Source organism: Halomarina salina, assembly GCF_023074835.1.
Taxonomy (GTDB): domain Archaea; phylum Halobacteriota; class Halobacteria; order Halobacteriales; family Haloarculaceae; genus Halomarina; species Halomarina salina.
The window spans coordinates 376,627-402,472 of the sequence record NZ_JALLGW010000001.1; the positions used below are offsets into that span (position 1 = coordinate 376,627).

Consider the following 25,846-nt stretch of genomic DNA (forward strand, 5'->3'; position numbering starts at 1 on the left):
TTCGACAGGTCGAGGAGTAGTGCGTACTATGCCCACACGCGCCGCTCTTCTCGCCTGCCTGCTCGTCGTCGTCGTCGCCACGGGTGGCGTCGCCGGAACCGTCCAGCCGTCGGCCGCCTCGACCAGCGCCCAGGCGACGACGATAACGGAGTGTACCGTCATCACGAATCCGGGCGAGTACGTCCTCGGGGACGACATCGGCCCGACGACCGACGGGAGTCCCTGTCTGATAATCGGGACCGACAACGTCTCCATCGACGGTGCTGGTCACACGGTCGACGGGACCGTCGACGTCGGGGGTGACTCACTGGGTGAGTCGAGCGTCGCCGACGTCGACCTTCGTGACCTGCACGCCGAGCACGTGATTACGGTCCGGGGCGTCCGCGACCTGTCGCTCTCGTCGGTCGACCTCGACGACGGGATACGGGGGCTGTTCTTCCGAAACGTCACAGTCGTCGACAGTCGTCTCGGCGGTGGCGGATTCTACGTCGACGAGGACTCGCGCGACATCCACATCGCGAACAACACGTTCGACGGTACGCAGGGCGTCCGTATCCTCGAGTCCATCGTCGGTGCTCGCATCGTCGACAACGTGTTCGAGATGGAGCAGTCGCGCAGTTACGGCGTCGTGGACATCCAGTCGACGCCGGGCGATAGCGACGACATCCTCGTCGCCGGGAACGTCATCGACGCTGGCGGGAAGGATGGCATCAGCACGTCCGAGGGTGTCAGCGGCATCACCGTCCGGAACAACGTCGTGACGAACGCCTCGGCAGGGATCGAGTTCCTCTCGTCGGGCCACATCGTCGGGAACGACGTCCACGACAACGGCGTCGGCATCAGCATCGCCGCACCGTCGACGATGCTCGGTGACCTCCTCGTAGAGAACAACACAATCACCGACAACGGCGTCGGGGTCGCGGCAGGGTACGTCAACGACGACATGCAACTGCGCGGGAACCTCATCGACGGGAACGCCGAGTACGGCGTCACGGTCTACGAATCGGGCGACGCGGTCCTCGACGCCCGGAACAACGACTGGGGCGACGCCTCCGGCCCGTCGAGTGCGCCCGCCAACGACAGCGACGCGCCGTTCGCCGACCCGGTGACGGGGGCGCTGGCGAACGGGTCCGGTGACGCCGTCTCCGAGGGCGAGACGCCCGGCGTCTCGAACGTCCGCTTCGACCCGGTGAGCGGCGACGACGCACCGGTCGAACCGGAACCCGAATCCGCGTACTATCAGGTCGACTTCGTCGAGGGGCCGGCCATCGAGCAGTTCGGTGCTCCCGCCGGTGACGGGTTCTACAGCGACCAGTCGCGCCTGATTCACTTCCTGCACGGGAGCGACGAGACGGCCGTCGAGCGGTCCGGGAGTCCCTCGACGATAGCCGACGACACCGCCGCCTGCGTCGCCGTGGACTCGGTCGACGTCACCGAAGACAGCGTGACCGTCCAGTTCACCGTCGAGGAGGGCTGTGCCCTCGACCTGACGCTCGCCAGCTACGAGAAGCCCGGCTCCGAGTGGAGTCGCGCGACCGCCAGCGAGCAGGTGCTCGTCGACGCCGCGAGCGGGACGTTCGGACCCGGTCAGCACGAACTGACCGTCTCGCTCCCGACGAACGACAGCGAGTCGGCGTCGACGTAGTCCGGTAGGTCACTCGAACCGACGACCGTCCTCTTCTCGCGACCAGTGACGAGCGGCAGGCCACACACTAACCCGTCAGGAGAGCGTCCCGTCTACCATGTCTGGACTCACCGACACGCTCGGCTGGTCGCTGCTCACCTCCGGAATCGTCACGATCGCGCTCATCGCAATGCCTTACGACTCGCTGTACTGGGGCATCGGACTGCTCGTGGTGGGCATCCTGCTGCTCTCGCGGCGAGTGCTCTGAACGACGGAGAACTGCCGTTTCGACGACTGGACGACCCTCCCAGGCCCTCAGTTGACCTCGTTGTGCATCTCCTCGATCATCGCCTCGACGTCCGCGAAGCCGTTGCCGGGCTGGCGGCCGTAGTCGAAGCGCCCCTTCCCGTCCGGTGACTCGCCCTGGGTCCAGGGCGTCTCCGGGTCGGGTCGCTCCTCGTCGAACGTGGACATGAACGTGTAGCTGTAGTCCTGGTTCTCCTTCTCCTGCGGGAAGCTCGCCGGGACGGGCAGGTGCTCGCCCAGCGAGTCGACCGCCGCGTGCCACTGGTTCTGGTGCATCGTGTCGCGAGCGATCATGTACGACAGCATGTCCTCCATGCCGGGGTCGTCGGTCATCTCGTACAGTCGCGTCGCGAGCAGTCGGCCCGTCGACTCGGCCATGATGTTGGCGTACATGTCCGCCGCGAGGTTGCCGCTGGCGACGATGTAGTTGCCCGTGAACGGGACGCCGTTGCTGTCGACGGGCATCGCGTGGAGTCCCGACGACAGCGCCTGTCGGGGCTGGCCGTGGCTCATCATCGCGTCGATGACGGCGTCCTCGCGGGCGGCCTCGCGGGCCTCCTCGGGCGCGCCCTCGAGGTTCTTCGTGATGGCCGTCGCCAGCATCTCGATGTGGCCCAGTTCCTCGACGGCCGTCTCCATCAGGAGCGTTCGGTACTCCTCGTGCTCACGGGGGACGGCGAACGCCTGGAACATGTACTGGAGTGCGACGCGCATCTCTCCCTCGGCCCCGCCGACCGCCTGCTGGAGCATCTTCGCGAACTGCGGGTCCGGTTCCTCGACCTCGACCTCGTACTGGAGCGTGTCTTCGTGGTAGAACATGGTTCGTCTCGTCGGAACGGAGGTCCGTGACCGACAAGAAGCCGCGCGAACCCGCGGAACTTACCGGATATTTGATACTATTTCGAGATGGTGCTTGCACCCGCCAACCCACCATGAACGGCAGTCAGAGGCAGCGTCACCACTCAACCGTCGTCGAACGGTCCGGAAAACGGAATGTCTCCTCAGCGCTCGTCGACGCTCAGGACCTTGCCTGCGGCGATGGTCTGGCCCATGTCGCGGATGGCGAAGCTCCCGAGTTCGGCGATCTCCCCGGACGGCTCGATGCTGAGCGGCTTCTGCGGTCGCAGCGTCACGATGGCCGCGTCGCCGGACTTGATGAAGTCGGGGTTCTCCTCGTCGACCTCGCCCGACGCCGGGTCGATCTTCTGGTCGAGCGACTCGAACGTGCAGGCGACCTGCGCCGTGTGGGCGTGGATGACCGGCGTGTAGCCAGCGGTGATGACGCTCGGGTGCTGCATGACGACGATCTGCGCCTGGAACGTCTCCGCCACGCTGGGCGGGTCGTCCGCGGGACCGCAGACGTCGCCGCGGCGGATGTCGTCCTTGCCGATGCCGCGCACGTTGAACCCGACGTTGTCACCGGGACCGGCCTCCGGCACCTCCTCGTGGTGCATCTCGATGGTCTTGACCTCCCCCGAGACGTCGCTGGGCTGGAACGAGACGTTGTCACCGACGTTCAACATCCCCGTCTCGACGCGGCCGACCGGGACCGTCCCGATGCCCGAGATGGTGTAGACGTCCTGAATCGGCAGCCGGAGCGGCGCGTCCGTCGGCGGTTGCGGTTCGGGGAGGTCGTTGAGCGCCTCCAGCACGATGGGGCCGTCGTACCACTCCATGTTGCCCGTGCGCTCGGCGATGTTGTCGCCCTCGAACGCCGAACACGGGATGAAGCTCGCGTCCTCCGAGCGGAATCGGACCTGTTTGAGCAGGTTCTGGACGTCGGCCTTCACCTCGTCGTAGGTGTCCTGGCTGTAGTCGACGAGGTCCATCTTGTTGATGGCGACGATAAGTTCGCCGATGCCGAGCGTCCGCGCCAGGAAGACGTGCTCGCGGGTCTGGGGCGCGACGCCGTCGTCCGCGGCGACCACCAGTACCGCGTGGTCGGCCTGGGACGCGCCCGTAATCATGTTCTTCACGAAGTCGCGGTGACCCGGCGTGTCGACGATGGTGAAGTAGTACTCGTCCGTGTCGAAGCGCTGGTGGGCGATGTCGATGGTGACCCCGCGCTCGCGCTCCTCGGCGAGGTTGTCCATGACGTAGGCGAACTCGAACCCGCCCTTCCCCTTCTCCTCGGCCTCCTCGCGGTACTGCTCGATGACGTGCTCGGGGACGTTCCCCGTCTCGAACAGCAGGCGACCGACGAGCGTGCTCTTCCCGTGGTCCACGTGGCCGATGACGGCCAGATTCTGGTGCGGTTTGTCTGCCATGATGATGCCTCGCGCGCCCGCGGCGCGCTGGGTTGGCTATAGTTACCGAGGAACGGCAAAAACGGTTGTGCAGGAGAGCGACACGTTCCCACACCCGGACCAGTTCGGTACCGAAGAACCGCCCGCAGTCTGGCGGTCGGTCGACGGTCGGCTACTCGCGCCCTACGTCCGGTTGTCGCCCGGCGAGGTTCCAGTACGCCTTCGCGGACGGGGCCGACGGTGCTGCGAGGACGACCGGTTTGCCGAGCGTCTGACTGCGCGGGACGGCCGAGTCGCGGGGAATCGCCGCCGCGATGGGGACGTCGAGCCCCTGTCTGACGGCCTGTAACTCGTCGCGGTCGCTGACCTTCGTGACGACACAGCCCTGGACGGAGGCGTCGACGCGGTCAGCGACCTCCGCGGTCGTGGCCGCTGCGTCGACCGACGCCTCGTCGGGCGTCGTCGCCAGCAGTACGCGGTCGGCTAGCTCCATCGGCAGGAGCGTGTCGTGGCTCAACCCCGGCCCGCCGTCGACGACGACGACGTCGTACTCCTCGCGGAGCGTCCCGACGGCCGGTCGAAGACGAGCGATGTCGACGCCCGCGAACGCCGCTGCGCCGGGCGTTCCGGGGAGGACGTCGAAGCCAGCGTGCTCGACGACGGCGTCGAGCACGTCGGCCTCGTCGGCGAGGACGTCGTGTATCGATGGAGTAGCGGAACTGCCGAGATGTGAGGTGAGCGACGGCGTCGCGAGGTCCGCGTCGACGACGACCGCTGTGCGGTCGCTGGCGCCGAACATGGCGGCGAGGTTGGCCGCCGTCGTCGACTTCCCGACGCCCCCCTTCGCGCTGGTGACGGTGTAGACGCGTCCGTCGCCCCCCATCTCGCGCTACAGCTCCTCCGTCTCGCCGTCCGCGGTGGAGACGGTGACGCGGCCGGTCGTCAGGTCTAGTTCGACCGTCCGACCGACGTCACCGCCGACCGCCTCGGCGACGACCGGTACGTCGAGCGAGTCGAGCTGGTCGCGGGCCGCCTCGACGTTCCGTTCGCCCGCCCCGGTGGCGAGGTCGCGGAGTTCGAAGATGGTCGCCCCGCCGACGACGTACGCCTCGATATCGCCGAGACCGGAGCCCGCGGCGATCATGTCGCGCAGGAGCGCCTCGACTGCCGCGTCGACGTACTTTCCGGGGTTCCCGCTGTCCGCCGGCTGGTTCGGCAGCATCGCGTGGGTCAACCCGCCGACGCCCTCCGACTCGTCGTAGAGGACGACCGAGACACACGCCCCCAGACCGTAGGCGACGAGCGTCTGTTCGCTCTCCCCGACGACGTAGTTCGAGACGCCGACGAGGATGCGGTCGGGGCCGGGAGCCTCCTCGGCACTCGACGAGTACGTCTTCACAGGTCCACCTCCTCGATCTCGCCGATCTCCTGCAGGTCGTCCGAGTTCGGGCCGCCCTGGGCGGCGGCGAACTCCGCCTGCACCTCGACCGTCTCGACGTCGGTCACGTCGAGCCGTTCGAGCGCCCGTTCGAGGTCCGTCTCGTCCGGAATCGCGTAGATGTCGAGGTCGAACTCGGTGTCGACGGCCTTCAGTCGCGTGTCGAAGACGAACGCGAACTCCTGGCCCTCGGAGAGGCCGACGATGAGGGGGTCGACGACGGCCGCGCCCATGTCGTGGGCGAACGTCGGCGTCGAGTGGTCGATAGTCGTCTCGAGCAGGTTCGCCCACCCGTCGAGCATCCCCGACGCCATGATGTTCGACAGCTCCTGGACCGCGTCCTGCCCCATCGGACTGAGTCCCGCACCGTCGGACGACTCGCCGACCGTCGCCTCGACGAGCTGATTGGCCGAGCGCTCGCTGAACAGGAACAGCAGGTAGCCCGACGGCAGGCCGTCGAAGCTGAACGCGACGCTGACCTGCGGTTCCGCCGGGATGTCCTCCGGGATGGCGTCGAGCGAGACGAAGTTGATGCGCCGGATGTCGACGTCCATGTCGATACCGGTCATCTTCGTCAGGTTCTCCGCGACGGTCTCCGCACCGCGGTGGGCCATCCGGTCGAAGCCGACGAGCTTCTCGTACTCCAGCGAGTAGCCGGACTTCCGGCGCTCGAACAGCTCCTCGACGGAGTCGCGTTCGGGCATGAAGTAGTGTTTGAACGCGAACTCGGTCCCGACGGCCTCGATCTGGCTGCGGAACACCAGCGCCAGTTCGTTCTCCGGCGCGATGTCGTCGGCGTCGAGGAACGCGTCGGGCGTCCGCCCGTCGACGTACTCGGGGGCCGAGACGTCGATCTCCGTCTGGAGGACGTCCGCCCAGCCGTCGACGAACCCGCTGTTCATGATCTGGCTCACTTCGGCGACCGCGCTCTGGGTCAGGTTCTGCTCCATCCCCTCGGTGAGCGTCGCCGCGACCTCGCGGGCGCTCTCCTCGTCGAACAGCAGGAGCGACGTCCCTTCGACGCCGCCCGACAGTTCGACGTGGATGCCGACCTTCCGCACGCCGTCGTCCAGTTCGGCGCGGATGGCCGGACCGGTCGTGAAGTCGAGGCGCGTCACACCGACGCGGGTCTGGATCTCCGTCATCGGCGTCAGTCGGCCGGCGGCGAGCTCCGCGCCTTCACGAGCCATCTCGTAGAAGGTCCCCAGCGCCTCCACGTCCAGCATCATGGTCGGACTCGCTGGACGTCGATGCGTTCGAGGATCTGGATCAACACCGCGTTCTTCGGGAACAGGAGGACGTCGAGGCTGATGTCGTACGCCGGGAGTCGTACCGCCGACGAGACGTACAGCCCGAGGTCGTCGCCCTCTTCGAGCACCTTGCTGACCAGCGCCTGCTCGGTCGCCTGGACCGGCGAGGGCGCGCCGAGGTCGATCTCCTGTTCGAAGGTGTCCGCCCACGCGTCGACGAACCCGGCGGCGATCATACCGCCGAGTTCGGTGATAGCGCTCCGGGCCATCTTGTGCGAGGGCGCCTCGCCCTCCTCGATGACGTCCTCCAGCATGAGGCGAGCGGCGTTGTTCGCGCTCGTCATCGGGAACAGCACGAGGGCGTCCCCGAACGGTGCACCGGGGAGGCGCATCCGGACGCCGACGCGTTCTTTCCCCGAGAACGTCACGTCGAGCAGATCCTGGCGGGCGAACCCGTGTGCGACCTGCTCGGAGGTGACGTTCGCGTCGTTCTTCAAGCGCTGGAGGCGCTGTTCGATACCACCGATGCCGATGTCGCCGAGGCGGTTGAGGACCGCCAGCGACTCGACGTCGATCTGGTGGCCTGGTGCGCTTCGGCTGGGATTACTCGTTTTACTCATATCGTTGCTACGTCGATGATGTTGACCAGTTCACCGTCACCCAGCAGCGTCGCGCCGCTGAGACCCGGCACCTCGCCGAGCGCGCCCTCGAACGGGCGGATGACGACCTCACGGGTCTCCACGACCCGATCACAGTACAGTGCTGCCTGCCGCGTCTCCGGACGGAGACGGACCGCCACGCCGGTCTCGTCGTGCGTGCCGGGCGTGTCGAACGCCTCCGCGAGGCGAACGAGCGGGAGTCGTGCGTCCGCGTCGGCGGACTCGCCGTCCGAATCTGCGGACGCACTGTCCGTGCCGGCAGGCACGCTATCCGTGCCAGCGGGCACGCGCTCGCCCACGGTACCGGCGACGACGTGCCGTTCGCCCTCGTCGGTGGCGACTACGGACGGGTCCTCGACTTCCGCGACTGCGGTCATCGGGATGCCGTAGCGCTCGTCGCCCGACTGGACGAACATGACCTCCGCGACCGCCACCGTGATGGGCAGCCGGAGGCGGACCGTGGTCCCCTCGCCGGGGGTGCTCTCGACGGTGACGCTGCCGCCGAGGTCGGAGGTGACGCGGTCGACCACGTCCATCCCGACCCCACGGCCGCTCACGTCGGTGACCTCCTCCGCGGTCGAGAAGCCGGGCTCGAACACGTAGGGATACAGCTCCTCCGGAGAGAGGTCGGCGGCCTCCTCGGCCGACAGCATGTCGTTGTCGACGACGCGCTGGCGCACGGCGTTGACGTCGATGCCGCGGCCGTCGTCCTCGATCTCGATGACGACACCGTCGCGGGCGCGCTCCGCACGCACCTCGACCGACCCCTGGGGGTCCTTGCCGACCGCTTCGCGAGCCTCCGGCGGCTCGATACCGTGGTCGACCGCGTTCCGGACGATGTGGACCAGCGGTGCGCCGATGCTGTCGATGACCGACCGGTCGAGACCGACCTCGCGACCGCTCACGTCGAGCGAGACGCGCTTGTCCTGGGCGCGGGCGGTGTCACGCACCAGGCGCTGGAGGTCTCGAGTGGCCGTCTCGAACGGCATCAGGCGCAGGTTCATCACCGTCCCGCGCAGGTTCGCGGTGACCGACTGGAGCCCCGAGAGGGCGTCGACCGTCTCCTCGGAGCGAGCGCCTTCGAGCGCCGACTCCAGGCGGAACCGCGTCGCCGTCAGTTCCTCGACCATCGACAGCAGCGCCTCGGCGTTCTCGACGTCCACGGTGATGGACTGGACGCGGTCGTCCGCCACGGACTCGCGCTCGTCGGCCGGGTCCGCGAACAGGTCCGCGCGGGAACTCTCGGCGAGCGACGTGACCATCTGGGTGACGACCGCGTCCTCCGCGCCGAACATGTCCCCGAACCGGCTCTCGAACGCCTCCGTCGCGGTGTCGCGGGCGAACTCGACGTCCGTCTCTCGCTCCTCGAAGGAGGACTCGAGCAGTGCGTCGATCTCCTCGTCGGGTTCCGGTTCGTCCTCCTCGATCTTCGCCTCGGAGAGGTCGTCGACCTCGGTGTCGGCGAGCAGGTCCTCGACGTCCGTGTCGAGACCCGAATCGTCCGGCACCTCGACCTCGGCGAGGTCGTCCGCTGGCTCCTCGGCCACTTCGTCTACTGGCTCTTCAGCGAGGTCGCCCTCGCCGGGAACGTCGGGAACGTCGACGTCGCCGCTCGCTGCAGCCACCGCGGGCCGAAGGTCGTCCGGAACTTGCGGGGCGGCGGGGGCGTCGGTCGGAACGTCGGGGACGTCGACCGGGCCGTCGGCGGCCGTGACCGCCGACGTGAGGTCGGTCGGTACCTCCGGCACCTCGGGGGTGCTCGGAGCGTCCTCGACCGACGCCTGGTCGTCCGTGGCCCGGTCCGCGTCGTCGGTAGTCGACTCGTCTACCGGGACGGAGTTCTCGGAGTCCTCGGCGGCGTCTGCCGCCTCGGCGTCGACGTGGGCTGCCACCGAGATGGCGGCCTCCACGTCGGACCCGTCGTCGAGCGCCGCGAGCGCGGCTTCCACCGCTGCCCGAGTCATACCGGGTCTGTAGACCGACCGCTCGGCGGCGTGGCTCTGGAGTTCGCCCCAGGCCAGCGCCTCGTAGTCGACCGGTGCCGCGTCGGCGTCGACCACGTCCTCGGTCGCCGCCTGGTCGGTCGTGTCGCCGGTCGACTCGGCCGACTCGGTCGGCACGTCGGGCACCTCGACCGACTCCGTCGCCGCCGTGATGGCGGGCGTGAGGTCGTCCGGGTGCGCGGGAACGTCCGGTGCGACCGAGGGCACGGTCGGTTCCGGTCCCTCCACGGCGACGATGGCCGCGGACAGGTCGTCCGGTACGACCGGCACCGACGGTTCGGCGGCCGTCTCGGCGACGGGTTCCTCGTCGGTGACGGCCTCCTCGACGGTCGCCTCCGTGGCGACGTCTTCCGTGGCGGTATCGGGCCGAGTCGACGTCTCCGCATCGGACTCCGGTTCGGTCTCGATGAGTTCGCTGATGGAGAGGTCGTCGTCCTCGTCGAACTCGCCGAACGTCACCGCGTCGATGTCGTTCTGGAGCTCCTCGAGGTCTGCTGCCTCCTCGGTGGCCACTTCGGCCTGCACCGACGCGAACAGGTCGTCGTCCTCGTCGGTCGCAGCACCGGTGGACGCCGTCGCGGGTTCGGGTTCGTCGTCGGTCTCCGCGTCAGCGAACGGACCGGAGCCGTCGAAGCCGCTCGTCGGTTCCGGCGACGCCTCGGCGTCGTCCGACGTTCCGAACGGCGTTCCGAAGCCGTCGTCGACGTCGTCCGTCGCCGCGGACGCCTCGACCGCAGGCTCCTCGGCGTCGACGAGGTCCATCTCGTCGGTCGCCTCGCCGCGGTCCTCGCCGAACCGGAAGCCACCGTCGTCGACCTCGGGAGCCGCCGTGGCGTCCTCGGTGTCGACGGTCGACTCCGACTCGGTGGTGTCCGTGGAGTCGGCAGTCTCGACGTCGTCTCCGTGCGTCTCGGCTCCTTCGATGAGTTCGTCGATGGAGAGGTCGTCGTCCTCGTCGAACTCGCCGAACGTCACCGCGTCGATGTCGTCCTGGAGCTCCTCGAGGTCGCCCGCCTCCTCGGCGGCTATCTCGGCCTGCACCGACGCGAACGGGTCGTCGTCCTCGTCGGACGCAGTACCAGCGCGCGCGGATTCGTCCTCGTCCTCCTCGTCGTCCTCCGGTTCCGCGAACGGACCGGAGCCGTCGAAGCCGCTCTCGACGGAGGAGTGAGTCTCGGCCGGGGGCGGGTCCGCGAACGGACCCGAACCGTCGAACGATTCCTCGTCAGGTGACTCCTCGTCACTCGACGACAGGTCGCTCTCGACGGCGGAGTTCGCCTCGGGGGCGACGTCCGGCTCGTCGGCCGGTGCCGCGTCGGCTCCCTTTCCGAGCGACTTCGCCTCGGGGAGGTCGGGAATCTCGTCGAGACCCGTGTCCTCGTCCATCGCTGCGAGGAGTTCGTCGAGGTCGTCGTACTCGGCTGCGGTGTCGAGCGCGTCGAGCACGTCCGAATCCAGGTCGGCCGGCGGGTCGGCGTCGTCATCGTCGGTCGACTCCTCGACCGGTTCTCGAGCGACCGGCGCCGCGTCCGCGTCCGCCTCCTTGCGGGCCGCGAGCGTCTCGCGGACCGTCTCGACGGTCGCCTCGTAGTCGACGTCGTCCGTCTCGCCCTGCTTGGCGGCGGCGATCAGGTCGTCGATGGTGTCGGTCCCGTCCAGCGCCGCGTCGATGAGGTCCGGTTCGGGGAGCGCCTCGCCGGTTCGAACCGCACTGAGAACGTCCTCGACCGCGTGCGCGACCGCGCTCGCTTCGTCGAGGCCCGCCATCGCACAGTTACCCTTCAGGCTGTGAGCGGTACGGAACGCTTCGTCGAGCGCCGCCGCGTCCTCGGGCGCCTGTTCGATGGCGATGAGCCCGTCGCTCAGCGCCCGGAGCTGGGACGTGCTCTCACGGACGAACTCATCGCTGACCGTCATACGCGGCGCTCCTCCCGTCCGCGGTGGTCGACAGCGATGCTCGTGGTGTAACTCATGCTAGGACGCCGTCGATTGCCTCGATGATGTCGTCGTCGTCGAACGGTTTCGTGACGTAGCCGTCCGCACCCGCGCGGGCCGCGAGCTTCATCTTCTTGCGCTGGCCGACCGACGTGCACATCAGGACGCGCGCGTCCGGGTCGATGTGCTTGATGGCGGCCGTCGCCTTGACGCCGTTCGCCTTCCGCATGACGATGTCCATGAGGATGACGTCGATCTCGTCGGCGTGTTCCTTGTACTTCTGAACCGCCCACGCGCCGTTGGGTGCTTCGTCGACGATGTAGTACCGCGTGTCGTCGAGGACGTTCTTCAGGCGACTCCGCATGTAGTCGGAGTCGTCGACGATGAGGATGCCGATGGTGTTGCTGCTCATTGTGTCGTAGTCTCTTGTTCGATGTCGATGCTCGCTGCCAATCGCTCGACGCCGAGGACTGCAACGTCATCGTCCGCAGTTGTCTCCGCACCGACCACGGCCGTGACCCACGGCCCGGCGACGGCGCTCGGTCGTTCCTCCGGTCGCTCTATCGCGTCGACCGGGAACCGTTCGATGTCGCTGATGGCGTCGATGACGACGCCGATACGCTGTGCCTCCTCGTGCTCGCGTTTGAGCACCAGGAGCTTTCCGTCCTCGTCGCTCGGCGGCAGGTCGAAGGCCGTGCGCATGTCGAGCACGCAGACCATCTCGCCGCCGACGCTGGCGAGCCCTTTCACGAGGTCGACCGTCCGCGGCAGTCGCGTGACGTTCGGGACGTCCGTCACCTGTGCGACCCGACCGACCTCGAACGCGTATCGAGACGGGCCGACGTCGACGGTGACGAGTTCGACGACCTCGCGGGTCTCCGCCGGGCTGGCCTGTTCGGCCTCGCTCACGCTGACCACCCGCGGTGGACGACCGAACGACGATTCTGGACGTGCATCTCAGTCACTCCGTTCTGCAGGAACCGCGTCGTCCGCGTCCTGATCGGACGGGTCGTCCTCGGAGGCAGCGTCTGCCTCGTCGGCGGCTTCGGTCTCGTCCACTTCCGACGCGTCTGCGTCGGCCGCGTCCTCCGCGTCCGCGGCGTCGCCGACCGACACCTCGTCGCTCTCGGAGTCGGCGGTCTCGAAGCGGTCCAGCGCGTCGCTCAGGCGCGTCGCCTGCTCCGCGAGGTCACCGGCACCGTCGGACATGTTCCGGAGCGCCTGCGTCTGCGTCTCCGCGGCCGTCGCCACGAACTCGGACTCGACGGTCGTCTCCTCGGAGATCGAGGCCGCCTCGTCCACCGTCCGCACGATGGATTCGGTCGAGTCGGCCTGCTCTTCGGTGGACTCGGAGATGCCCTGGATACCGTCGTTGGTCTCCTGGGCGTACCCGGCAATCTCGTCGAGTGCGTCGACCGCGTTCTCGACGGACCCGGTGTTCTCGGAGATACGTTCGCTGTTCTCGCGGACCTCCGCCACCGTCTGTTCGGTCTGGGCGCGGATGCGCTCGAGGCGGTCCTCGATGTCACCCGCAGTCTGACGGGTCTCCTCCGCCAGGTTCTTGATCTCGTTCGCGACCACGGCGAACCCTTCGCCGGACTCGCCCGCACGCGACGCCTCGATGTTCGCGTTCAGCGCGAGCATGTTGGTCTGCTCTGCGACGTCGGAGATGAACTCGATGAGCTCGTCGACCTGGGCCACTTCCTGTTCGAGCCGTTCCATCTCGTCGACCGTCTCGGTCGACTGGGACTCGATCTGTTCCATGGACGTGATCGCGTCCTGAGCCGCTTCACGACCGGCACGGCCGGTCTCCGCGGTCTCGCGTGCGATGGACGCCACGTCGTTGGACGACTCCGCGATCTCCTCGATGGTCGTCAGGTGGGAGATCATGTCCTCGGACGCTTCCTGCAGCGTCTCGCTCTGTTTCCGTGCGTCCTCGCTGATGTCGTTGAGCGACTCGCTGGTGTCGGCGGACTCCTCGGAGATCATCTCCGCGTTCGCCGCCACCTGCTGGGTCGAGGTCGCCACGTCGCCGCTGAACTCCTTCAGGCGGTCGACGGTCGCCTCGATCTCGTCGATCATGTCGTTGAACTCCGTCGCGACGTCGGCCATCGCACGGCTCTCGTCGGCGGGTTCCATCCGGCGGGTGAGGTCACCCTCTGCACACGCCTGCATGACCTGGCTGTACTCGTCCGCGCGCCGTTCGAGCTGGGTGTTCAGCTCCTCCGTCTCGGCGCGAGCGGCCTCGGTCTGTTCGATCTGTTCCCGAACACGGTCGCGCATCGAGGCGAACCCCTGGTAGAGACGACCGTACTCGTCGACGCGCGAGGTGGACAGGTCGACGTCGAAGTTACCCTCCTCCATCTGCTCTGCCTTGCCGCGCAGGCGGTTGACGGAGCGTGCGGACGTCGTCCCGAGGACGACACCGAACACACCGATGAACAGCACTGCGAGACCCGAACCGAGCAGACTGAACTGCGTGATGTCCGTCGAGTACGCGGCGGACATCGGCGTGGTCGAGACGACGGTCCAGCCCGTGTCGCCGACCGTGGCGTAGCTCTGAATCTCCCCACCACTGGAGAGCAGCCCGCCGAACGCACCGGGAGCCTCACCGATACGGATGGTCTCGGAGCGCGGGTTCAGCTTGAGGCTCTCGAGCTGGCCCGACTCACCCTCGAACGAGGAGAAGGCGAGGCTGTCGGACTGGTACGGCTCCGGGACGTCGGAGCTGCCGACGGTCGCGTTGATGCCGCTCTGGCTTCGTTCTTCGACTTCGGCGCTGTTGAGGTTGCCCGGCACCCAGCTGCCGCCGAGCTCACTCGAAGAGCGCATGATGGTCTTGCCGTCCGCGCTGACCACCGCGAGGTCGGACTGGGACTGGTTGCCGCCGGCCGAAATCGACTGGTAGCTGTCGAATCGAATCGTGACGATCATGAACGAGTTGGACTGCCCCTCGATGGGTGCCGCGTACGCGACGAGCGGGACCGCGTGGTCACCGTTCATCACGAGGTACGGGTCGGAGACGTACTGCTCGTCACCGAACCCGGTGTAGGAGGCGGTCTCCGCGAACACCTGACCGTCGTCGGTCCAGGGCGCGTCGATGTCCCCCATCGACTCGTCCACGTAGTCGTCGTTCGTCGACGCGCGGACGTCGTTGCTGATGTAGTTGACGTAGTGGATGCCGTGGGTCCCCTCCGGAAGCTGGGACATCCACCCGTTCAGTGAGTGCTGGATGACGACTTCGTCACCGTCCTGCACAGCGTCGGACTGTGCGATGGAGGGTGCGAACCCGGAGTTCCTGCTGTTCCACGCTTCGAGACTGTGTGCCTCGCTGGCGGCGTAGCTTGTGTACTGTTCGTCAGCACCAGTGTTCAACTGCTGCTGCATCTGTGCGGTCGTGACTACACCGACAAGTCCGACGGAGATGCCTAGTATCAGTAGGACGATCCCGAACTTGCGGGCGTAGCTCTTTCGGATGAAATCCGGAACGACCGAGCGGAGCGATCCCGACATGTCCGGAGTTCAAACTTACTTCTTCTTAAACTTTGTCCAAATCATGTAAGTCCTGAGCTTCGGAATTATGGAGCAGCTATCAGCACGGTAAGAGTCCACTAAACCGCAACACTGCAGAGTAATGGTGGCCGTCGAGTGGCATCCTGGGAGGAGACGATTAATCCACCATTAGACACCGTCGAACATCGAGTCGAAACGGAGGGGCGTCGCTATTCTCGCGCGGCCGACACCTTCGGTCTCGCTCGACGGAGTCCCCCGGTTCACCGCCTACGGGAACTCCCCTGACCGCCGACAGTGGAACGATGTCGCGGTGACCGGAGCCACCGCCGCGACGTGGTGCGCGGCCGACACACCGCGAAAAGACTTTTTCCCCCGGCCGATGATACGGCTACGACCCAAGGGCGATGCTCGACGTCACCCTCGACATGGAGCAGTACGACTGCCCGTTCATCGCGGCGAGCGATGCCCACGACGTCGCGTTCTCGGCGGCGCACTGGGAGTACGACCCCGTCGACAGTCGTCTCGACACGCGGATGGTCGTCGAGGGCGACTCGCCCGCCGCACTCGACGCCGGGTTGCGCGTGTTGCGCGACCACCGGGGCCTGCGCGACTACGACCTCCTCTCGCGGACGGGCGACGTCGCCCACGTCCGGACGACCATCGACGAGACGGCGGCGATGGCGACCATCCGCGACCACGACGGCTACATCACCGGACCGTTCCACATCGCCGGCGGCCGCGAACTGTGGCACGTCGGGTTCGACCGCGACACCGACGCCGACACGGCCCTGTCGCTGCTCGACCGGGAGAACGAGTACGACGTCGTCTCGCGGGAGTCGGTCGACCTGACCGACCTGAGCGGGTTCGTCCAGAACGTCGGCGCGGCGATGACGCTCATCGAGGGGTGTCGCGACCTCTCCTCGCGCGAACGCGAGACGCTGGAGGCGGCCGTCGACGGTGGCTACTTCGACAGTCCGCGCGGCGAGACGCTCGGCACGCTCGCCGACCGCTTCGACGTGTCGAAACCAGCCGTCTCGAAGACCCTCCGACGCAGTCAGGCGAAGACCATGACTCGCATCACCGACGTCCTCGGGGAGCTCGACGGCGAGGGAATCAGTCCAGTGAAGCGGGCCAGTGGCGCACCCACCGACGTCCCCACCGAGAGCGAGGACGACTGACCCCGACGGAGACAGGGTAGAGCCGACGTCTCCCACGGATGCTGTCGACGCCGACCGGACGGGTCGTCCGGCGGACGTCGGCGTCGTGGGAGACGGACAGTGGTCGACGGCGCTCGTCGGCGCGCAGTGCGTGGCCACTGTCGACTCGCTCTGGGACTCGTCGACCCGCTCCGAGGTGGGGACCCGTCCCGGAACGGTATCGGAAGCGGCCCGAATCGAGCGGTGACGAACGGGAGCGGGGCCGAGACCGTCGTCGATGCGGTATCGGAACTATCGGAACGGACCCGGTCGCGGTTTTCTCCACGCGTATCGACTATCGGGCCATGTCATCGGAGACCGAACTGAACTGGACGACGCTGAGCGGGTTCGAGCGAGACGTGCTCCAGGCCGCGGCGGCGCTGGAAGCGGAGGAGGGTGCGACGACGGGCGTCGCGTTGCGGCAGGCGCTCGAACGGGCGGGCTACGACGCGGTGAGCCACGGCCGGGTGTACCAGAACGTGAACCGGCTGCGTCAGCGGGGCGCGATGGAGCGGGTCCCGGTCGACGGGCGGTCGTACCACTACCGGCCGACGGAGCGGGGTCGGCGCGTCGCGAGAGACCACCTCGACGCGGTGGCGACCGTCTTCGGCGAGGCCTGAGTTCGCTGCCCGGTCGGCGCGCGACCGGACTGGCGGCCGCTCAGGCGAACGACCGCTTGTGTTCGACGTAGAGCACGCCGGTGAACAGAGCGAACGGGACGAGACCGAACACGGCGAGTCCCATCGCGAGCACCAGCGTCGTCGGGATGGTGGCCTGCCCCATCAGGAACAGCACGGCGGCCGCACCGGTGCCGATGAACGAGAGGACGCTGGCGATGGCCAGGCCGAAGCTGAGTTTGCGGAGCTTCCACGGCAGGTCGTCCGCGCTGCGGAGCATCTTGATGAGCACCGCGATCGGCGGGATGGACAGTGCGACGAGCTGGAGCAGTCCGAGTGCGACGTCAGTCTGGAGTGTCATTGGTGGGTTCGTGGAGTGGGTTCGAGGGTGGTCAGCGGCGATACGATACTCGAGTGATGTCGGGGAGTGCGAGCGACGGCACGACTCAGACGACGAAGAACGCCGTCGAGGCGAGCGTCCACGCGAGGAAGCCGACGAACAGCGCCATCGGCCAGCGAGCGCGGGTCAACGCCCGGACGGTGCCCGACCAGACCAGCGGCGACAGCACGACGCCGACGACCGGTAGCCAGCCGAGGAGCGCCGTCGTCAGACCGCCGAGCAGGAGCGCGAGCAGCGCCACGCCGACGGCGTACGCGTACGTGACGGCCGTCCCGGTCCGGACCGCGAGTCCGACGTAGACGACCGGGCCGGTGACAAACGCGCTCAGGAGCCCCCCGACGAGCAGGTCGACGAGGAACATCTACTCGGGACCGCGACACGGTGGCTCACCTGGTGGGGTCGACGCGCCGTCGTCGGTGGCGTCCCGGTGACGACAGTCCGTCCGCGAGCAGTCACCGCACGTGCAGTCGCGACAGAGGCAGGTGGAGCAGCAGGCGGACATCGTCAGTACCGCTTCCGCCGGTCGGTGGTGTCGTCCCCGCCGTCTGCCGACGTCTCGCTCTCGTCGTCCGCGCCGTCCGCAGCGCTGCACTCGCGGCCGAGGCAGACGGCCTCCCACTCGCAGTGGGCGCGGAGCGCGTCCCGAGCCTCGTCGGTGACGCTGTAGGTGTTCGTCCGGCCGTCGACCGGGCGCTTCTCGACGAGGTCGGCGTCCACGAGGTCCCGGAGGTTGCCGTAGAGGCGGCCGTGGTTGACCCGGTCGCCACGCTGGTCGGAGAGCTCCTCCTGGATGGTGACGCCCGTCGGGACGGTGCCGTCGAGGCTGGCGACGACGAACAGCAGGTCGCGCTGGAACCCGGTGAGCCGGGCGAGCACGGACGGTGTGGTGTCTGATTGCGATTCGGCTGTCGGTGTGGTGTGGTTCACTGACATCACGGTGGGTGGCGGTTGCCCGCCGAGGTCACGTTCGGGAGTCGAACCCGGTCCTGGCCTGACCAGACGTGAGGAGCAGCGTGGTTCGGAGTGAACGAGCGCAAGCGAGTGAGCGAGAACCACGAGAGTGCGAGCGGGGAGTGAAACGACCCGCGAGCGGCGCGATTGTCGCCGACTGGCGACGATCGCGGAGTTGTGAATGGCGATCGGAGGGAGCCGCGCGGCCCGTCACTCGGCCCCCCACTCGCGGGCCTCGATGCCACGTTCGTGGAGGCCCCAGGGGTCGTCGCCCGCGGGGTCGCCGACGAGCAGAGCGCGCACGACGGCCCAGACGAACAGCAACTGGCCGACGCCGAGGACGAACGCCCCGAGGGTGGCGACCGCCTGCAGGGGGGCGAACTGTGGCGGATAGGTCGCCATCCGGCGCGGGAGGCCGCCGAGGCCGAGTGCGAGCAACGCGCCGAACGTCACCGTCACGCCGACCATCGAACACCAGAAGTGCGCGCTGGCGAACCGACGGTCGATGCGGCGACCGGTCAGCAGCGGGAACCAGTAGTAGCCGCCCGCGACGAGGCCGAACAGGATGGTGCCGACCAGCAGGAAGTGGAAGTGCGCGACGACGTAGTACGTCCCGTGGAACACGCGGTCGACGGGGATGGCGGCCAGCAGGACGCCCGTGACGCCGCCGACGACGAACCAGGCGACCGCGCCGAGACAGAACAGCATCGGCGGTTCGAGCCTGAGCGACCCGTTCCAGAGCGTCGTGATCCACGCGAACGTCTTGATGGCCGACGGGAGCGCGACGGCCAGCGTGAGCGCCATGAACGACGCCTGGACGCGCGGGTCGATGCCCGTCGCGAACATGTGGTGGCCCCACACCCCGAAACTCAGGACTCCGATGGCAAGCGTCGAGTAGACGACGGCCCGCTCCCCGAACAGCCTCCGGCCCGCGAAGCGCGGGAGGACGTAGCTCAGGACGCCCATCGCTGGGAGCACGAGGATGTACACCTCCGGGTGGCCGAAGAACCAGAACATGCTCTGGAACGCCAGCGGGCCGCCGGGTGGAGCGAGGAAGCTCGTCCCCAGCACGCGGTCGGCCAGCAGGACGGCGATGGCGCTCTCCAGCACGGGGAAGGAGAACACGACGAGACCGACGGCGACGAGCATCGTCCAGGTGAACACGTCGAGGCGCGCCCAGGGGACGGTTCGGTCCTCCAGAATCGTCACGAGGACGACCAGCGCGGTGACGATGGTCGAGAGCGTCCCCAGCGAGAGCCCCAGCAACAGGAGGGTGACGCCGGTCCCCTCCTGTACCGACATCGGGGGGTAGAGCGTCCAGCCGACGACCGGCGGGCGGACTCGCGTCGCGACGAGGCCCGCGTCCGCCAGCACGTCGATGAGTGCCGAGGAGCGCGCGAGGAGGAGTCCCGGCGGAAGGAGCCAGAACCCGAGCGCGTGGAGCCGCGGGAACGCCAGGTCGTCGGTGCCGACGAGTCGGGGGAGGACGGCCGTCGTCAGGCCGAACGCGACGGGCGTGGCGAAGAAGAACAGCATCGTCACGCCGTGGGTCGTGAAGAACGCGGCGTACGTCTCGGCGGGCCAGATGCCCTGCCCCGGCGTCAGCGCCTCCGCCCGGAGCGCCATCGCGTCTGTCGCCCCCCAGAGGCCGGCGACGACGCCGACGACGATGTAGAGGCGCGCGACCGTGAGATGGTCGATGGCGAACGGGTCGAGCGCGCGGGCGACGGCCGCGAATGCGCGGGCGACGGCCGCGAATGCGCGGGCGACGGCCGCGAATGCGCGGGCGACGGCGGAGAGCGCGTCGGTCAGCCGCCGGAGCGCTCGTCCGGCGAGCGACGGGGAGTCGCTCACCGCGCCACCCGCCGGAGGTAGGTGACCGTGCCGACGGTGCCCGCCGCGCTCGACAGGACGAACGCCGTCGCGGGGGCGACGGCGAACAGCAGGCCGCCGACCAGTGCGGCGGGGACCAGGACGACGGCGCGGGCGGCCCGATAGGTCGGGTGCCGGTCGCCCAGCAGTTCGTCTACCTCGTTGTCGACGACGGTCCAGCCGACCTGACCGACGCCGACGGCGAGGAACGTCACGGCGAACGCCAGCGGCGTGGCGGGCACGAGGAGGACCGCCAGCGGGGCCGCCGTCGCGACGCAGAGACCGAACGTCGCGAGCAGCGGCCTCGTCCACTCGCCGACCGCCCGAACGCGGGGGAGGGCGCGGTGGGCCGCCCCGGCGGCACCGACGGCGAACGCGAGCGAGAGGGCGACGACGCCCGCGCCCTCTCCCAGCCCGTCGCCGAGGCGCTGGATGCTGAACGCGACGAACAGCGGCCCGATGAGCGCGAGGCCGCTCCGCGTCCAGGTGTCGGCGAGCAGGAGTCGTCGGTCGCTTGGCGAGAGCCGCTTGCCGGACTCGACGAACTCGGGCATCGAGAGCGACGGGTACTCCACGGGCGAGTCGTCGACGCCGAGCGTCAGGACGACGACGCCGAGCGCGGTCACGACGGCGAAGGCGGCCTGCAGGCCAGCGACGAGGCCACCCGCGGCCAGCAGCGGCGCGATGACGACCAGCGCGACGGCGGGCGGGAGCGCCGACCCGAAGACGACGGTGACGGCGTCGGGACGGGAGCCGACGCCGCCGTACGGTGCCACGCCGAGGAGGCCGACGTAGAACCACGCCCACACCGGGATCCCGGTCAGCGGGCCGACCAGTGGCGCGAGCGTCCAGAGCGCGAGTCCCGCGACGGCCAGGCCGTGCCGGACGACCGGTCGGCCGAGGCCGAGCGCCACCAGCAGTCGGTCGGCGTGCTCCGGGCGAGCGAGCGCCAGCCAGAGACCGCCGAACAGCCCGATGACGGGCAGCGGCGTCCCGATGACGAGCAACTGCGCGGGGACGAACCACGTCGCCGCCCCGAAGGCGGTGTCGAACGCGCGGTTCGCGGCGACCCGCTCCCCCGGAAGGTGTGGCTGGAGCCGAGCGGCCAGCGACCGCGCGCCCGCCAGTACTCGGCTCACGCTGAATCACACCCCGAGTCGCACGATACCTCGGCGGTCGAGTCCGAGGAGGCGCCGTCGTCGGACTCACGCGACGGCTCGTCCCCAGCGTCGGACCCGTCACGGCCGACGCGTCCCGGGAGTCGGGAGCCGACGCGGCGCCGGGCGACCGCACCGACGGGAGCGAGCGAGCGGGTCGAGCGGACCGTCGCGACGGTGGCGTGAGTGCCGAGGACGGCGTCTCGGGTCCGTTCGTACGTCCCCCACAGACGGTCGCGCAGGCCGTCGACGCCGTAGACGAGCACCAGTTGTCCGAGGAAGACGGGCGTGAACACGCCGTTGAGGACGAGCGTGTAGCCGTGGTCGACGGTGCCGCCTACCGCTCCCGTGGGCACGATGCCGACGCCGATGGCGACGTAGTGGACGACGACCCCCGCGACGACGGCGGCCAGCGCGAGTGTCACCACGATGACGCCCCCCATCAGCGTCCCGTATGACCGCCGGTAGATGCGGAGCAGCGGCGGGATGAGCAGGTCGGCGTAGACGAACGACAGCACGCCGCCGAACGGGAGGCCGTTCTGCCACAGGACGAGCGCGAACGGGATGTTGCCGACCGAGCACATGAACGAGAGCGCGCCGAGCGCGACGGCGAGGGCGACGGTGTAGACGACGCCCTCGACGCCCGAGCCAGCGCCGAACAGCGCGGTCCACCACTCGGTGGGGACGAACCCGCCGACAACACCGGCGAGGACGAACCCGAGGGCGATGTCCGACCACAGCATCTCCCAGTCGCCGACGGTCGAACTGGCGGCGCGCTTCCAGCCGGCGAGCGTCAGCAGGCCGCCGGACGGGTTCTCGACCGACGCGCGGTACGATTCGAGACAGCCAGCGCCACAGAAGTACTCCGTGCCGCCGGGCGTCTCCAGCAGTTCGTCGGGTCCCGCCCCGGTCGGGTCGACGCTCATCCCGCAGGAGGGACAGGTCGCCTCGCGGTTCTCGGCGAGGTGGTCGCGGGCGTCCTCGACCCAGCGCGAGGGGACGTGGCGGGCGACGAGGGTGACGACGGCGACGGCGACGAGGCCGCCGAGGAACTCGCCGACGACGAACTCCCAGCCGAGCAGCACCCACATGACGAGGCCGAGTTCGACGACGAGGTCCGTCGAGGCGAACATGAACGCGAGGCTCGCCGCGAGCGACGCGCCCTTCGAGAACACCGTCTTCGTCGTCGCGACCGCGGAGTACGAACACGAGGAGGAGGCCGCGCCGAACAGCGTCGCGAGGCTCACCTCGCGCCAACCGTCGTCGCCGAGCGTCTCCGACATGCGCTCCTCGGAGACGAACGCGTGGACCGCACCGGAGACGGTGAACCCGAGGACGAGCGCCCACCACGTCTGCCACGTCATCTCGACGACCAGGGAGACGGCGCGGGCGAGGGATGCGAGGACGTCCATCAGAACCGCTCCGCGATGGTGCCCTCGGTCCCGACGGCGACGTCGGCGAACCGGGCGGTGCCGAGCGCGACGCCGTGGAGCGAGGCGTCGGGGCCGTCGTCGTCCCGCCAGCGACCGTTCGTGAGGATGCGCACGACGCCGTCGCCGACGGCGAGGCCGCGACCGCCGACGCGGTCGACGGCCGCGAGCGACTTCTCGGCGTCCGCCGCCCGGAGCCAGTTGTGGCCGTTGTACGAGGAGATGCCGCCGCTGTCGGTGACCGCGTCGAACACCGACCCGGACACCGCGGCGACGTCGGTGATGGACGCGCCGGGCGCGTCCACTCGGTTCCACTGGCCGTTCGCCCGGCGGGCGACGGCGTTCTGGCTCGCGAGGAAGACGACGCCGTCTGCGTCGTCCAGCGCGATGGCGTTGTTCCCGCCCGTCGGTTTCCGTGGCCCCTCCCACGTCGCCTCGCGTCCGTTGAGGGCGGCGACGAGTAGTTCGCCCGACCCGTTAGCGACGAACACGCGCTCCTCGCGGGCGGGGCCGATGACCGTCACCGCCTCCCAGGTCGACGTCTTGCCGCCGGGCGCGGAGTAGTCTCGGACATCGCCGTCCGCGAGGTTCAGGCGGCCGACGGCACCCGACGACCCGACGAACCACACGTGCTGGCCGTCGTCGGTCGCCGCGACGGCGGACAGGCCGTTCGCGGCGTCCGCGGGGCCGTCGTCGTCGACGGTCGACCACTCCTCGCCGTCGGCGCGGTGGACGACGGTGCCACCCCCGCCGACCGCGACCGGCCCCTCCTCGGTCATCACGACGTCGTGGAGGGCCGCGCCGGTCGGCGAGTCGACGGTGACCCAGCCGCGGCGCGGCTCGGACCCGGTCGAACAGCCGGCCAGCGCCGCGACGGTTCCGGCGGCACCGGCGAGGAACGCGCGTCGCGTCCGACTCATGGGCCGTCGAGCCCCCGCGCGGGCGACGCTGGCCACGGTCTGGCGACGGCACGGGACTGAGTGGTACGCCGTGAGGCTGTACCTCGTGACGCCGTGGCTAGTGGGGGAGCGATGCGACTCGAGGCGGCAGCTCGGTGTGTCGTGTTCATCAGTCGTAGGTGCGGTCTATCTCGCGGTATTCGGGCGTCTCGCGGCGCGGCGTGAACGCGCCGGGAGCGGTGGTGCGCTTGACGATGGTGGCGATGCGGACCATGTAGGAGACGAGGATGGCGAACGGCGAGAACGCGAGCGCCAGCGACGCGCTGACGACCACTTCGAGGAGGACGGCACCGCCCAGCGGCGTCCCGCGAGCGAACAGCAGGATGAGGAACACCGACGTCAGGAACGACGCGATGCCGCTGTAGGCGATGAGCCGCGAGAGGTTGGCGAGTTCCTGCTGGACGTACAGCGCCTTGAAGTACTGGCGCAGGACGTCCATCGAGACGAACAGTTCGCGCAGGTCCTCGACGAGTTCCGTCGCGCGTCCGGACAGCACGTCGTCGTACTCGACGGCGATGCGGCGAGCGTCGGTGACGTTCCGGGAGTAGCTGTCGCCCATCATCGGCACCAGTACCTCGATGAGTCGCTGGTGGGTGCCGTCGAGCTCCTCCTCGATCTCCTCGCACTGGACCTCGATGGTCTCGACGTACGTCTCGACGGTCGAGCGGACGGCCTGTCCGCGGTCGCCCGTCCCCGCCCCGCGACCGACGACCGCACGCAGTTCGTAGGCGCGGTCCATGACGAGGCCGAGGACGTCCGAGAGGAAGCCGGCGGGTTCGGTCGGGGCGGCGGCCCCCTGTGGGAGGCGGCGTTCGATGCCCTGCCGGAACGACCGGACGCTCTGTATCTCCTGTCTGAGCTGTTCGGGCGACCCGAACAGCTGGGAGACGGTGAGCTGGTTCACCGCGACGACGATGGGGACGAACGAGAACAACCCGGAGATGACGGCCCCGAACATCGAGGTGACGAAGCCGTGGTCCTCGATACCGACGACGCCGAACGCGCCGAGGAAGAACGCCGAGAGGAAGACGAGCGCGACCATCCAGCCCGCGATGCGCATCCGGTCGCCTTCGAGGAGGAACCAGCGCTGGAACCGGGTCCGGCGCTGGGGGTCGACGGCGAACGAGACGAGGAACAGCAGGGCCATCACGCCGACGCGGCTGACGACCCAGAGGATGCGCGTGCTGAGGATGAAGCCGCGACGGAGCCACGCGAGGAACTGCCGCTCGTTCACGGCCACCACCCTGGCAGGGTGCCGTCCGCGAGGCCGCCGAGGACGACGGCCAGCGTCAGCGCCACGACGGCGAGGACGAGGACACGGACGAGCAACGTCGAGCGCGCTCGCCTGAGCGCGGCCCACTCCGCCGGGTGGTAGCCGAGCCACCACAGCGTCAGGATGGCGGCGATGTTGACGGCGACGACGTTGACGAGGACGACGGCGGCCGCGCCGACGGCGGCGACTGGGTAGCCCCACGCCGCGGCGACGCCGATGACGCCCAGCGGCGGGACGACGGCGGCCGCTATCATCACGCCGACGAGGTCGAGCGTGTCGTCGGTCGAGAGGCCGACCGCGCCCGCGATGCCCGCGCCGAGGGCCACGAGGACGAGCAGGAGGCTCGGTTCGACGTAGTTCGAGATGTTCTCCAGCGCGCTCAACGGTGGCCCCGGGATGCCGGTGAACCGGAGTGCGAACGCCGTCACGGTCGACCCGACGGCACCGGTCGCGACGCCGCCGATCTGTCTGATGAGGCTCCGACGGAACAGCGAGGTGTCGTCGACGGCGGTGGCGACGCCCGCGACCATCGGCGGACCGATGAGCGGGGCGATGACCATCGCGCCGACGAGCACCGCCAGCGAGTCCAGCAGGACGCCGGAGACGGCGACGATGCTGGAGACGACGGTCAGCAGGACGTGGATGCCGAACGACGGGAGCAGGCTCTCGGCCGTCGAGCGGAGTTCGCCCCGGGAGACGCCGTGGTAGTTCCGGCCTATGACCTCGTCGTACGGGTCCTCCTCGAACCGGGAGGAGAGGACGGCCTCGGGAGCCAGGACGACGGTGTAGAGGTCGTCGCCGACCCCGGAGAGGCGCTCCTGGAGGTGTTCGACCGACCGGGTCGGGACCGGGACCGAGACGATGGCCGGCCCCTCGGGACCGTTCGGGTCGCCCGAGACGGCGTAGTCGAGGTCGTCCTCGTCGAGCAGTTCACGGACGCGGTCGCAGGACTCCGGCGAGAGCGCGAACACCTGGACGATGCGGATGTCGTCGCGTGCGAGCGCGCCGGTCATGGAG

23 protein-coding genes are annotated in these 25,846 nt (G+C 69.0%); 4 read left to right on the top strand and 19 right to left on the bottom strand.

What is annotated here, in order from left to right; genetic code table 11:
* Window positions 1-28 precede the first annotated feature (28 nt).
* The gene (locus MX571_RS01910; protein ID WP_247413905.1) at window positions 29-1,645 is read left to right on the top strand and encodes a right-handed parallel beta-helix repeat-containing protein; all 1,617 of its coding nucleotides are present in this window, start codon (window positions 29-31) and stop codon (window positions 1,643-1,645) included.
* A gap of 97 nt (window positions 1,646-1,742) precedes the next feature.
* On the top strand, window positions 1,743-1,892 hold the full coding sequence (locus MX571_RS01915) for a hypothetical protein (RefSeq protein WP_247413906.1): 150 nt from the start codon (window positions 1,743-1,745) through the stop codon (window positions 1,890-1,892).
* A gap of 47 nt (window positions 1,893-1,939) precedes the next feature.
* Here MX571_RS01915 and MX571_RS01920 read toward each other — a convergent pair whose 3' ends face one another.
* The 10 genes from MX571_RS01920 to MX571_RS01965 form a co-directional block, all read right to left on the bottom strand.
* Window positions 1,940-2,749: a manganese catalase family protein gene (locus MX571_RS01920; RefSeq protein ID WP_247413907.1), complete on the bottom strand. Its 810-nt coding sequence runs from the start codon at window positions 2,747-2,749 to the stop codon at window positions 1,940-1,942.
* 182 nt (window positions 2,750-2,931) lie between these two features.
* Window positions 2,932-4,197: a translation elongation factor EF-1 subunit alpha gene (gene tuf / locus MX571_RS01925; RefSeq protein WP_247413908.1), complete on the bottom strand. Its 1,266-nt coding sequence runs from the start codon at window positions 4,195-4,197 to the stop codon at window positions 2,932-2,934.
* Between the two features lie 151 nt (window positions 4,198-4,348).
* The gene (locus MX571_RS01930) at window positions 4,349-5,059 is read right to left on the bottom strand and encodes a MinD/ParA family ATP-binding protein (RefSeq protein ID WP_247413909.1); all 711 of its coding nucleotides are present in this window, start codon (window positions 5,057-5,059) and stop codon (window positions 4,349-4,351) included.
* Between the two features lie 6 nt (window positions 5,060-5,065).
* The gene (locus tag MX571_RS01935) at window positions 5,066-5,575 is read right to left on the bottom strand and encodes a chemotaxis protein CheD (RefSeq protein WP_247413910.1); all 510 of its coding nucleotides are present in this window, start codon (window positions 5,573-5,575) and stop codon (window positions 5,066-5,068) included.
* On the bottom strand, window positions 5,572-6,843 hold the full coding sequence (locus MX571_RS01940; protein ID WP_247413911.1) for a chemotaxis protein CheC: 1,272 nt from the start codon (window positions 6,841-6,843) through the stop codon (window positions 5,572-5,574). Before MX571_RS01940 ends, MX571_RS01935 begins: the two co-directional genes overlap by 4 nt.
* Entirely contained in the window at window positions 6,840-7,484 is a 645-nt protein-coding gene (locus MX571_RS01945; protein WP_247413912.1) for a chemotaxis protein CheC, read from the bottom strand. Before MX571_RS01945 ends, MX571_RS01940 begins: the two co-directional genes overlap by 4 nt.
* Window positions 7,481-11,443: an ATP-binding protein gene (locus tag MX571_RS01950; RefSeq protein ID WP_247413913.1), complete on the bottom strand. Its 3,963-nt coding sequence runs from the start codon at window positions 11,441-11,443 to the stop codon at window positions 7,481-7,483. Before MX571_RS01950 ends, MX571_RS01945 begins: the two co-directional genes overlap by 4 nt.
* Window positions 11,444-11,495: 52 nt before the next feature.
* Entirely contained in the window at window positions 11,496-11,873 is a 378-nt protein-coding gene (locus MX571_RS01955; protein WP_247413914.1) for a response regulator, read from the bottom strand.
* A complete protein-coding gene (locus tag MX571_RS01960) occupies window positions 11,870-12,370 on the bottom strand; it encodes a chemotaxis protein CheW (protein WP_247413915.1) in 501 nt (166 codons plus the stop codon). The genes MX571_RS01955 and MX571_RS01960 overlap by 4 nt, the downstream gene beginning before the upstream one ends.
* Before the next feature lie 48 nt (window positions 12,371-12,418).
* Window positions 12,419-14,974 carry a methyl-accepting chemotaxis protein gene (locus MX571_RS01965; RefSeq protein WP_247413916.1) on the bottom strand — a complete coding sequence of 852 codons (2,556 nt, stop codon included), beginning with the start codon at window positions 14,972-14,974 and terminating at the stop codon, window positions 12,419-12,421.
* A gap of 404 nt (window positions 14,975-15,378) precedes the next feature.
* Between MX571_RS01965 and MX571_RS01970 the strand changes: the two genes are divergently transcribed.
* Together MX571_RS01970 and MX571_RS01975 are read left to right on the top strand one after the other, a co-directional pair.
* On the top strand, window positions 15,379-16,152 hold the full coding sequence (locus MX571_RS01970; RefSeq protein ID WP_247413917.1) for a helix-turn-helix domain-containing protein: 774 nt from the start codon (window positions 15,379-15,381) through the stop codon (window positions 16,150-16,152).
* A gap of 323 nt (window positions 16,153-16,475) precedes the next feature.
* A complete protein-coding gene (locus MX571_RS01975; protein WP_247413918.1) occupies window positions 16,476-16,790 on the top strand; it encodes a helix-turn-helix transcriptional regulator in 315 nt (104 codons plus the stop codon).
* 40 nt (window positions 16,791-16,830) lie between these two features.
* On the opposite strand, the gene MX571_RS01980 is transcribed toward MX571_RS01975, so the two are convergent.
* The 9 genes from MX571_RS01980 to MX571_RS02020 all read right to left on the bottom strand — a co-directional run bounded on the left by MX571_RS01980 (window position 16,831) and on the right by MX571_RS02020 (window position 25,842).
* Entirely contained in the window at window positions 16,831-17,148 is a 318-nt protein-coding gene (locus MX571_RS01980) for a hypothetical protein (RefSeq protein WP_247413919.1), read from the bottom strand.
* 85 nt (window positions 17,149-17,233) lie between these two features.
* Complete coding sequence (locus tag MX571_RS01985; RefSeq protein WP_247413920.1) at window positions 17,234-17,548, bottom strand: hypothetical protein; 315 nt, start codon at window positions 17,546-17,548, stop codon at window positions 17,234-17,236.
* Window positions 17,549-17,691: 143 nt separating this feature from the next.
* Window positions 17,692-18,063: a PadR family transcriptional regulator gene (locus tag MX571_RS01990; RefSeq protein WP_247413921.1), complete on the bottom strand. Its 372-nt coding sequence runs from the start codon at window positions 18,061-18,063 to the stop codon at window positions 17,692-17,694.
* A gap of 285 nt (window positions 18,064-18,348) precedes the next feature.
* The gene (locus tag MX571_RS01995) at window positions 18,349-19,992 is read right to left on the bottom strand and encodes a cytochrome c oxidase subunit I (protein ID WP_247413922.1); all 1,644 of its coding nucleotides are present in this window, start codon (window positions 19,990-19,992) and stop codon (window positions 18,349-18,351) included.
* Window positions 19,989-21,149, bottom strand: coding sequence for a hypothetical protein (locus MX571_RS02000; RefSeq protein ID WP_247413923.1), 1,161 nt, complete (start codon window positions 21,147-21,149; stop codon window positions 19,989-19,991). The genes MX571_RS01995 and MX571_RS02000 overlap by 4 nt, the downstream gene beginning before the upstream one ends.
* Complete coding sequence (locus MX571_RS02005) at window positions 21,146-22,579, bottom strand: permease (RefSeq protein WP_247413924.1); 1,434 nt, start codon at window positions 22,577-22,579, stop codon at window positions 21,146-21,148. The genes MX571_RS02000 and MX571_RS02005 overlap by 4 nt, the downstream gene beginning before the upstream one ends.
* Window positions 22,579-23,517, bottom strand: coding sequence for a hypothetical protein (locus MX571_RS02010; protein ID WP_247413925.1), 939 nt, complete (start codon window positions 23,515-23,517; stop codon window positions 22,579-22,581). Before MX571_RS02010 ends, MX571_RS02005 begins: the two co-directional genes overlap by 1 nt.
* A 148-nt stretch (window positions 23,518-23,665) precedes the next feature.
* Entirely contained in the window at window positions 23,666-24,790 is a 1,125-nt protein-coding gene (locus MX571_RS02015; RefSeq protein ID WP_247413926.1) for a DUF7972 family membrane protein, read from the bottom strand.
* Window positions 24,787-25,842 (bottom strand): TIGR00341 family protein, encoded by a 1,056-nt coding sequence (locus tag MX571_RS02020; RefSeq protein ID WP_247413927.1) that lies wholly within the window; start codon window positions 25,840-25,842, stop codon window positions 24,787-24,789. The genes MX571_RS02015 and MX571_RS02020 overlap by 4 nt, the downstream gene beginning before the upstream one ends.
* Between the last annotated feature and the right edge of the window lie 4 nt (window positions 25,843-25,846).

Coding starts and splice junctions, on each gene's coding strand:
- MX571_RS01910 (WP_247413905.1), top strand. CDS start 29: ATGCCCACACGCGCCGCTCTTCTCGCCTGCCTGCTCGTCGTCGTCGTC.
- MX571_RS01915 (WP_247413906.1), top strand. CDS start 1,743: ATGTCTGGACTCACCGACACGCTCGGCTGGTCGCTGCTCACCTCCGGA.
- MX571_RS01920 (WP_247413907.1), bottom strand. CDS start 2,749: ATGTTCTACCACGAAGACACGCTCCAGTACGAGGTCGAGGTCGAGGAA.
- tuf (WP_247413908.1), bottom strand. CDS start 4,197: ATGGCAGACAAACCGCACCAGAATCTGGCCGTCATCGGCCACGTGGAC.
- MX571_RS01930 (WP_247413909.1), bottom strand. CDS start 5,059: ATGGGGGGCGACGGACGCGTCTACACCGTCACCAGCGCGAAGGGGGGC.
- MX571_RS01940 (WP_247413911.1), bottom strand. CDS start 6,843: ATGATGCTGGACGTGGAGGCGCTGGGGACCTTCTACGAGATGGCTCGT.
- MX571_RS01945 (WP_247413912.1), bottom strand. CDS start 7,484: ATGAGTAAAACGAGTAATCCCAGCCGAAGCGCACCAGGCCACCAGATC.
- MX571_RS01950 (WP_247413913.1), bottom strand. CDS start 11,443: ATGACGGTCAGCGATGAGTTCGTCCGTGAGAGCACGTCCCAGCTCCGG.
- MX571_RS01955 (WP_247413914.1), bottom strand. CDS start 11,873: ATGAGCAGCAACACCATCGGCATCCTCATCGTCGACGACTCCGACTAC.
- MX571_RS01965 (WP_247413916.1), bottom strand. CDS start 14,974: ATGTCGGGATCGCTCCGCTCGGTCGTTCCGGATTTCATCCGAAAGAGC.
- MX571_RS01970 (WP_247413917.1), top strand. CDS start 15,379: ATGCTCGACGTCACCCTCGACATGGAGCAGTACGACTGCCCGTTCATC.
- MX571_RS01975 (WP_247413918.1), top strand. CDS start 16,476: ATGTCATCGGAGACCGAACTGAACTGGACGACGCTGAGCGGGTTCGAG.
- MX571_RS01980 (WP_247413919.1), bottom strand. CDS start 17,148: ATGACACTCCAGACTGACGTCGCACTCGGACTGCTCCAGCTCGTCGCA.
- MX571_RS01985 (WP_247413920.1), bottom strand. CDS start 17,548: ATGTTCCTCGTCGACCTGCTCGTCGGGGGGCTCCTGAGCGCGTTTGTC.
- MX571_RS02005 (WP_247413924.1), bottom strand. CDS start 22,579: ATGGACGTCCTCGCATCCCTCGCCCGCGCCGTCTCCCTGGTCGTCGAG.
- MX571_RS02010 (WP_247413925.1), bottom strand. CDS start 23,517: ATGAGTCGGACGCGACGCGCGTTCCTCGCCGGTGCCGCCGGAACCGTC.
- MX571_RS02020 (WP_247413927.1), bottom strand. CDS start 25,842: ATGACCGGCGCGCTCGCACGCGACGACATCCGCATCGTCCAGGTGTTC.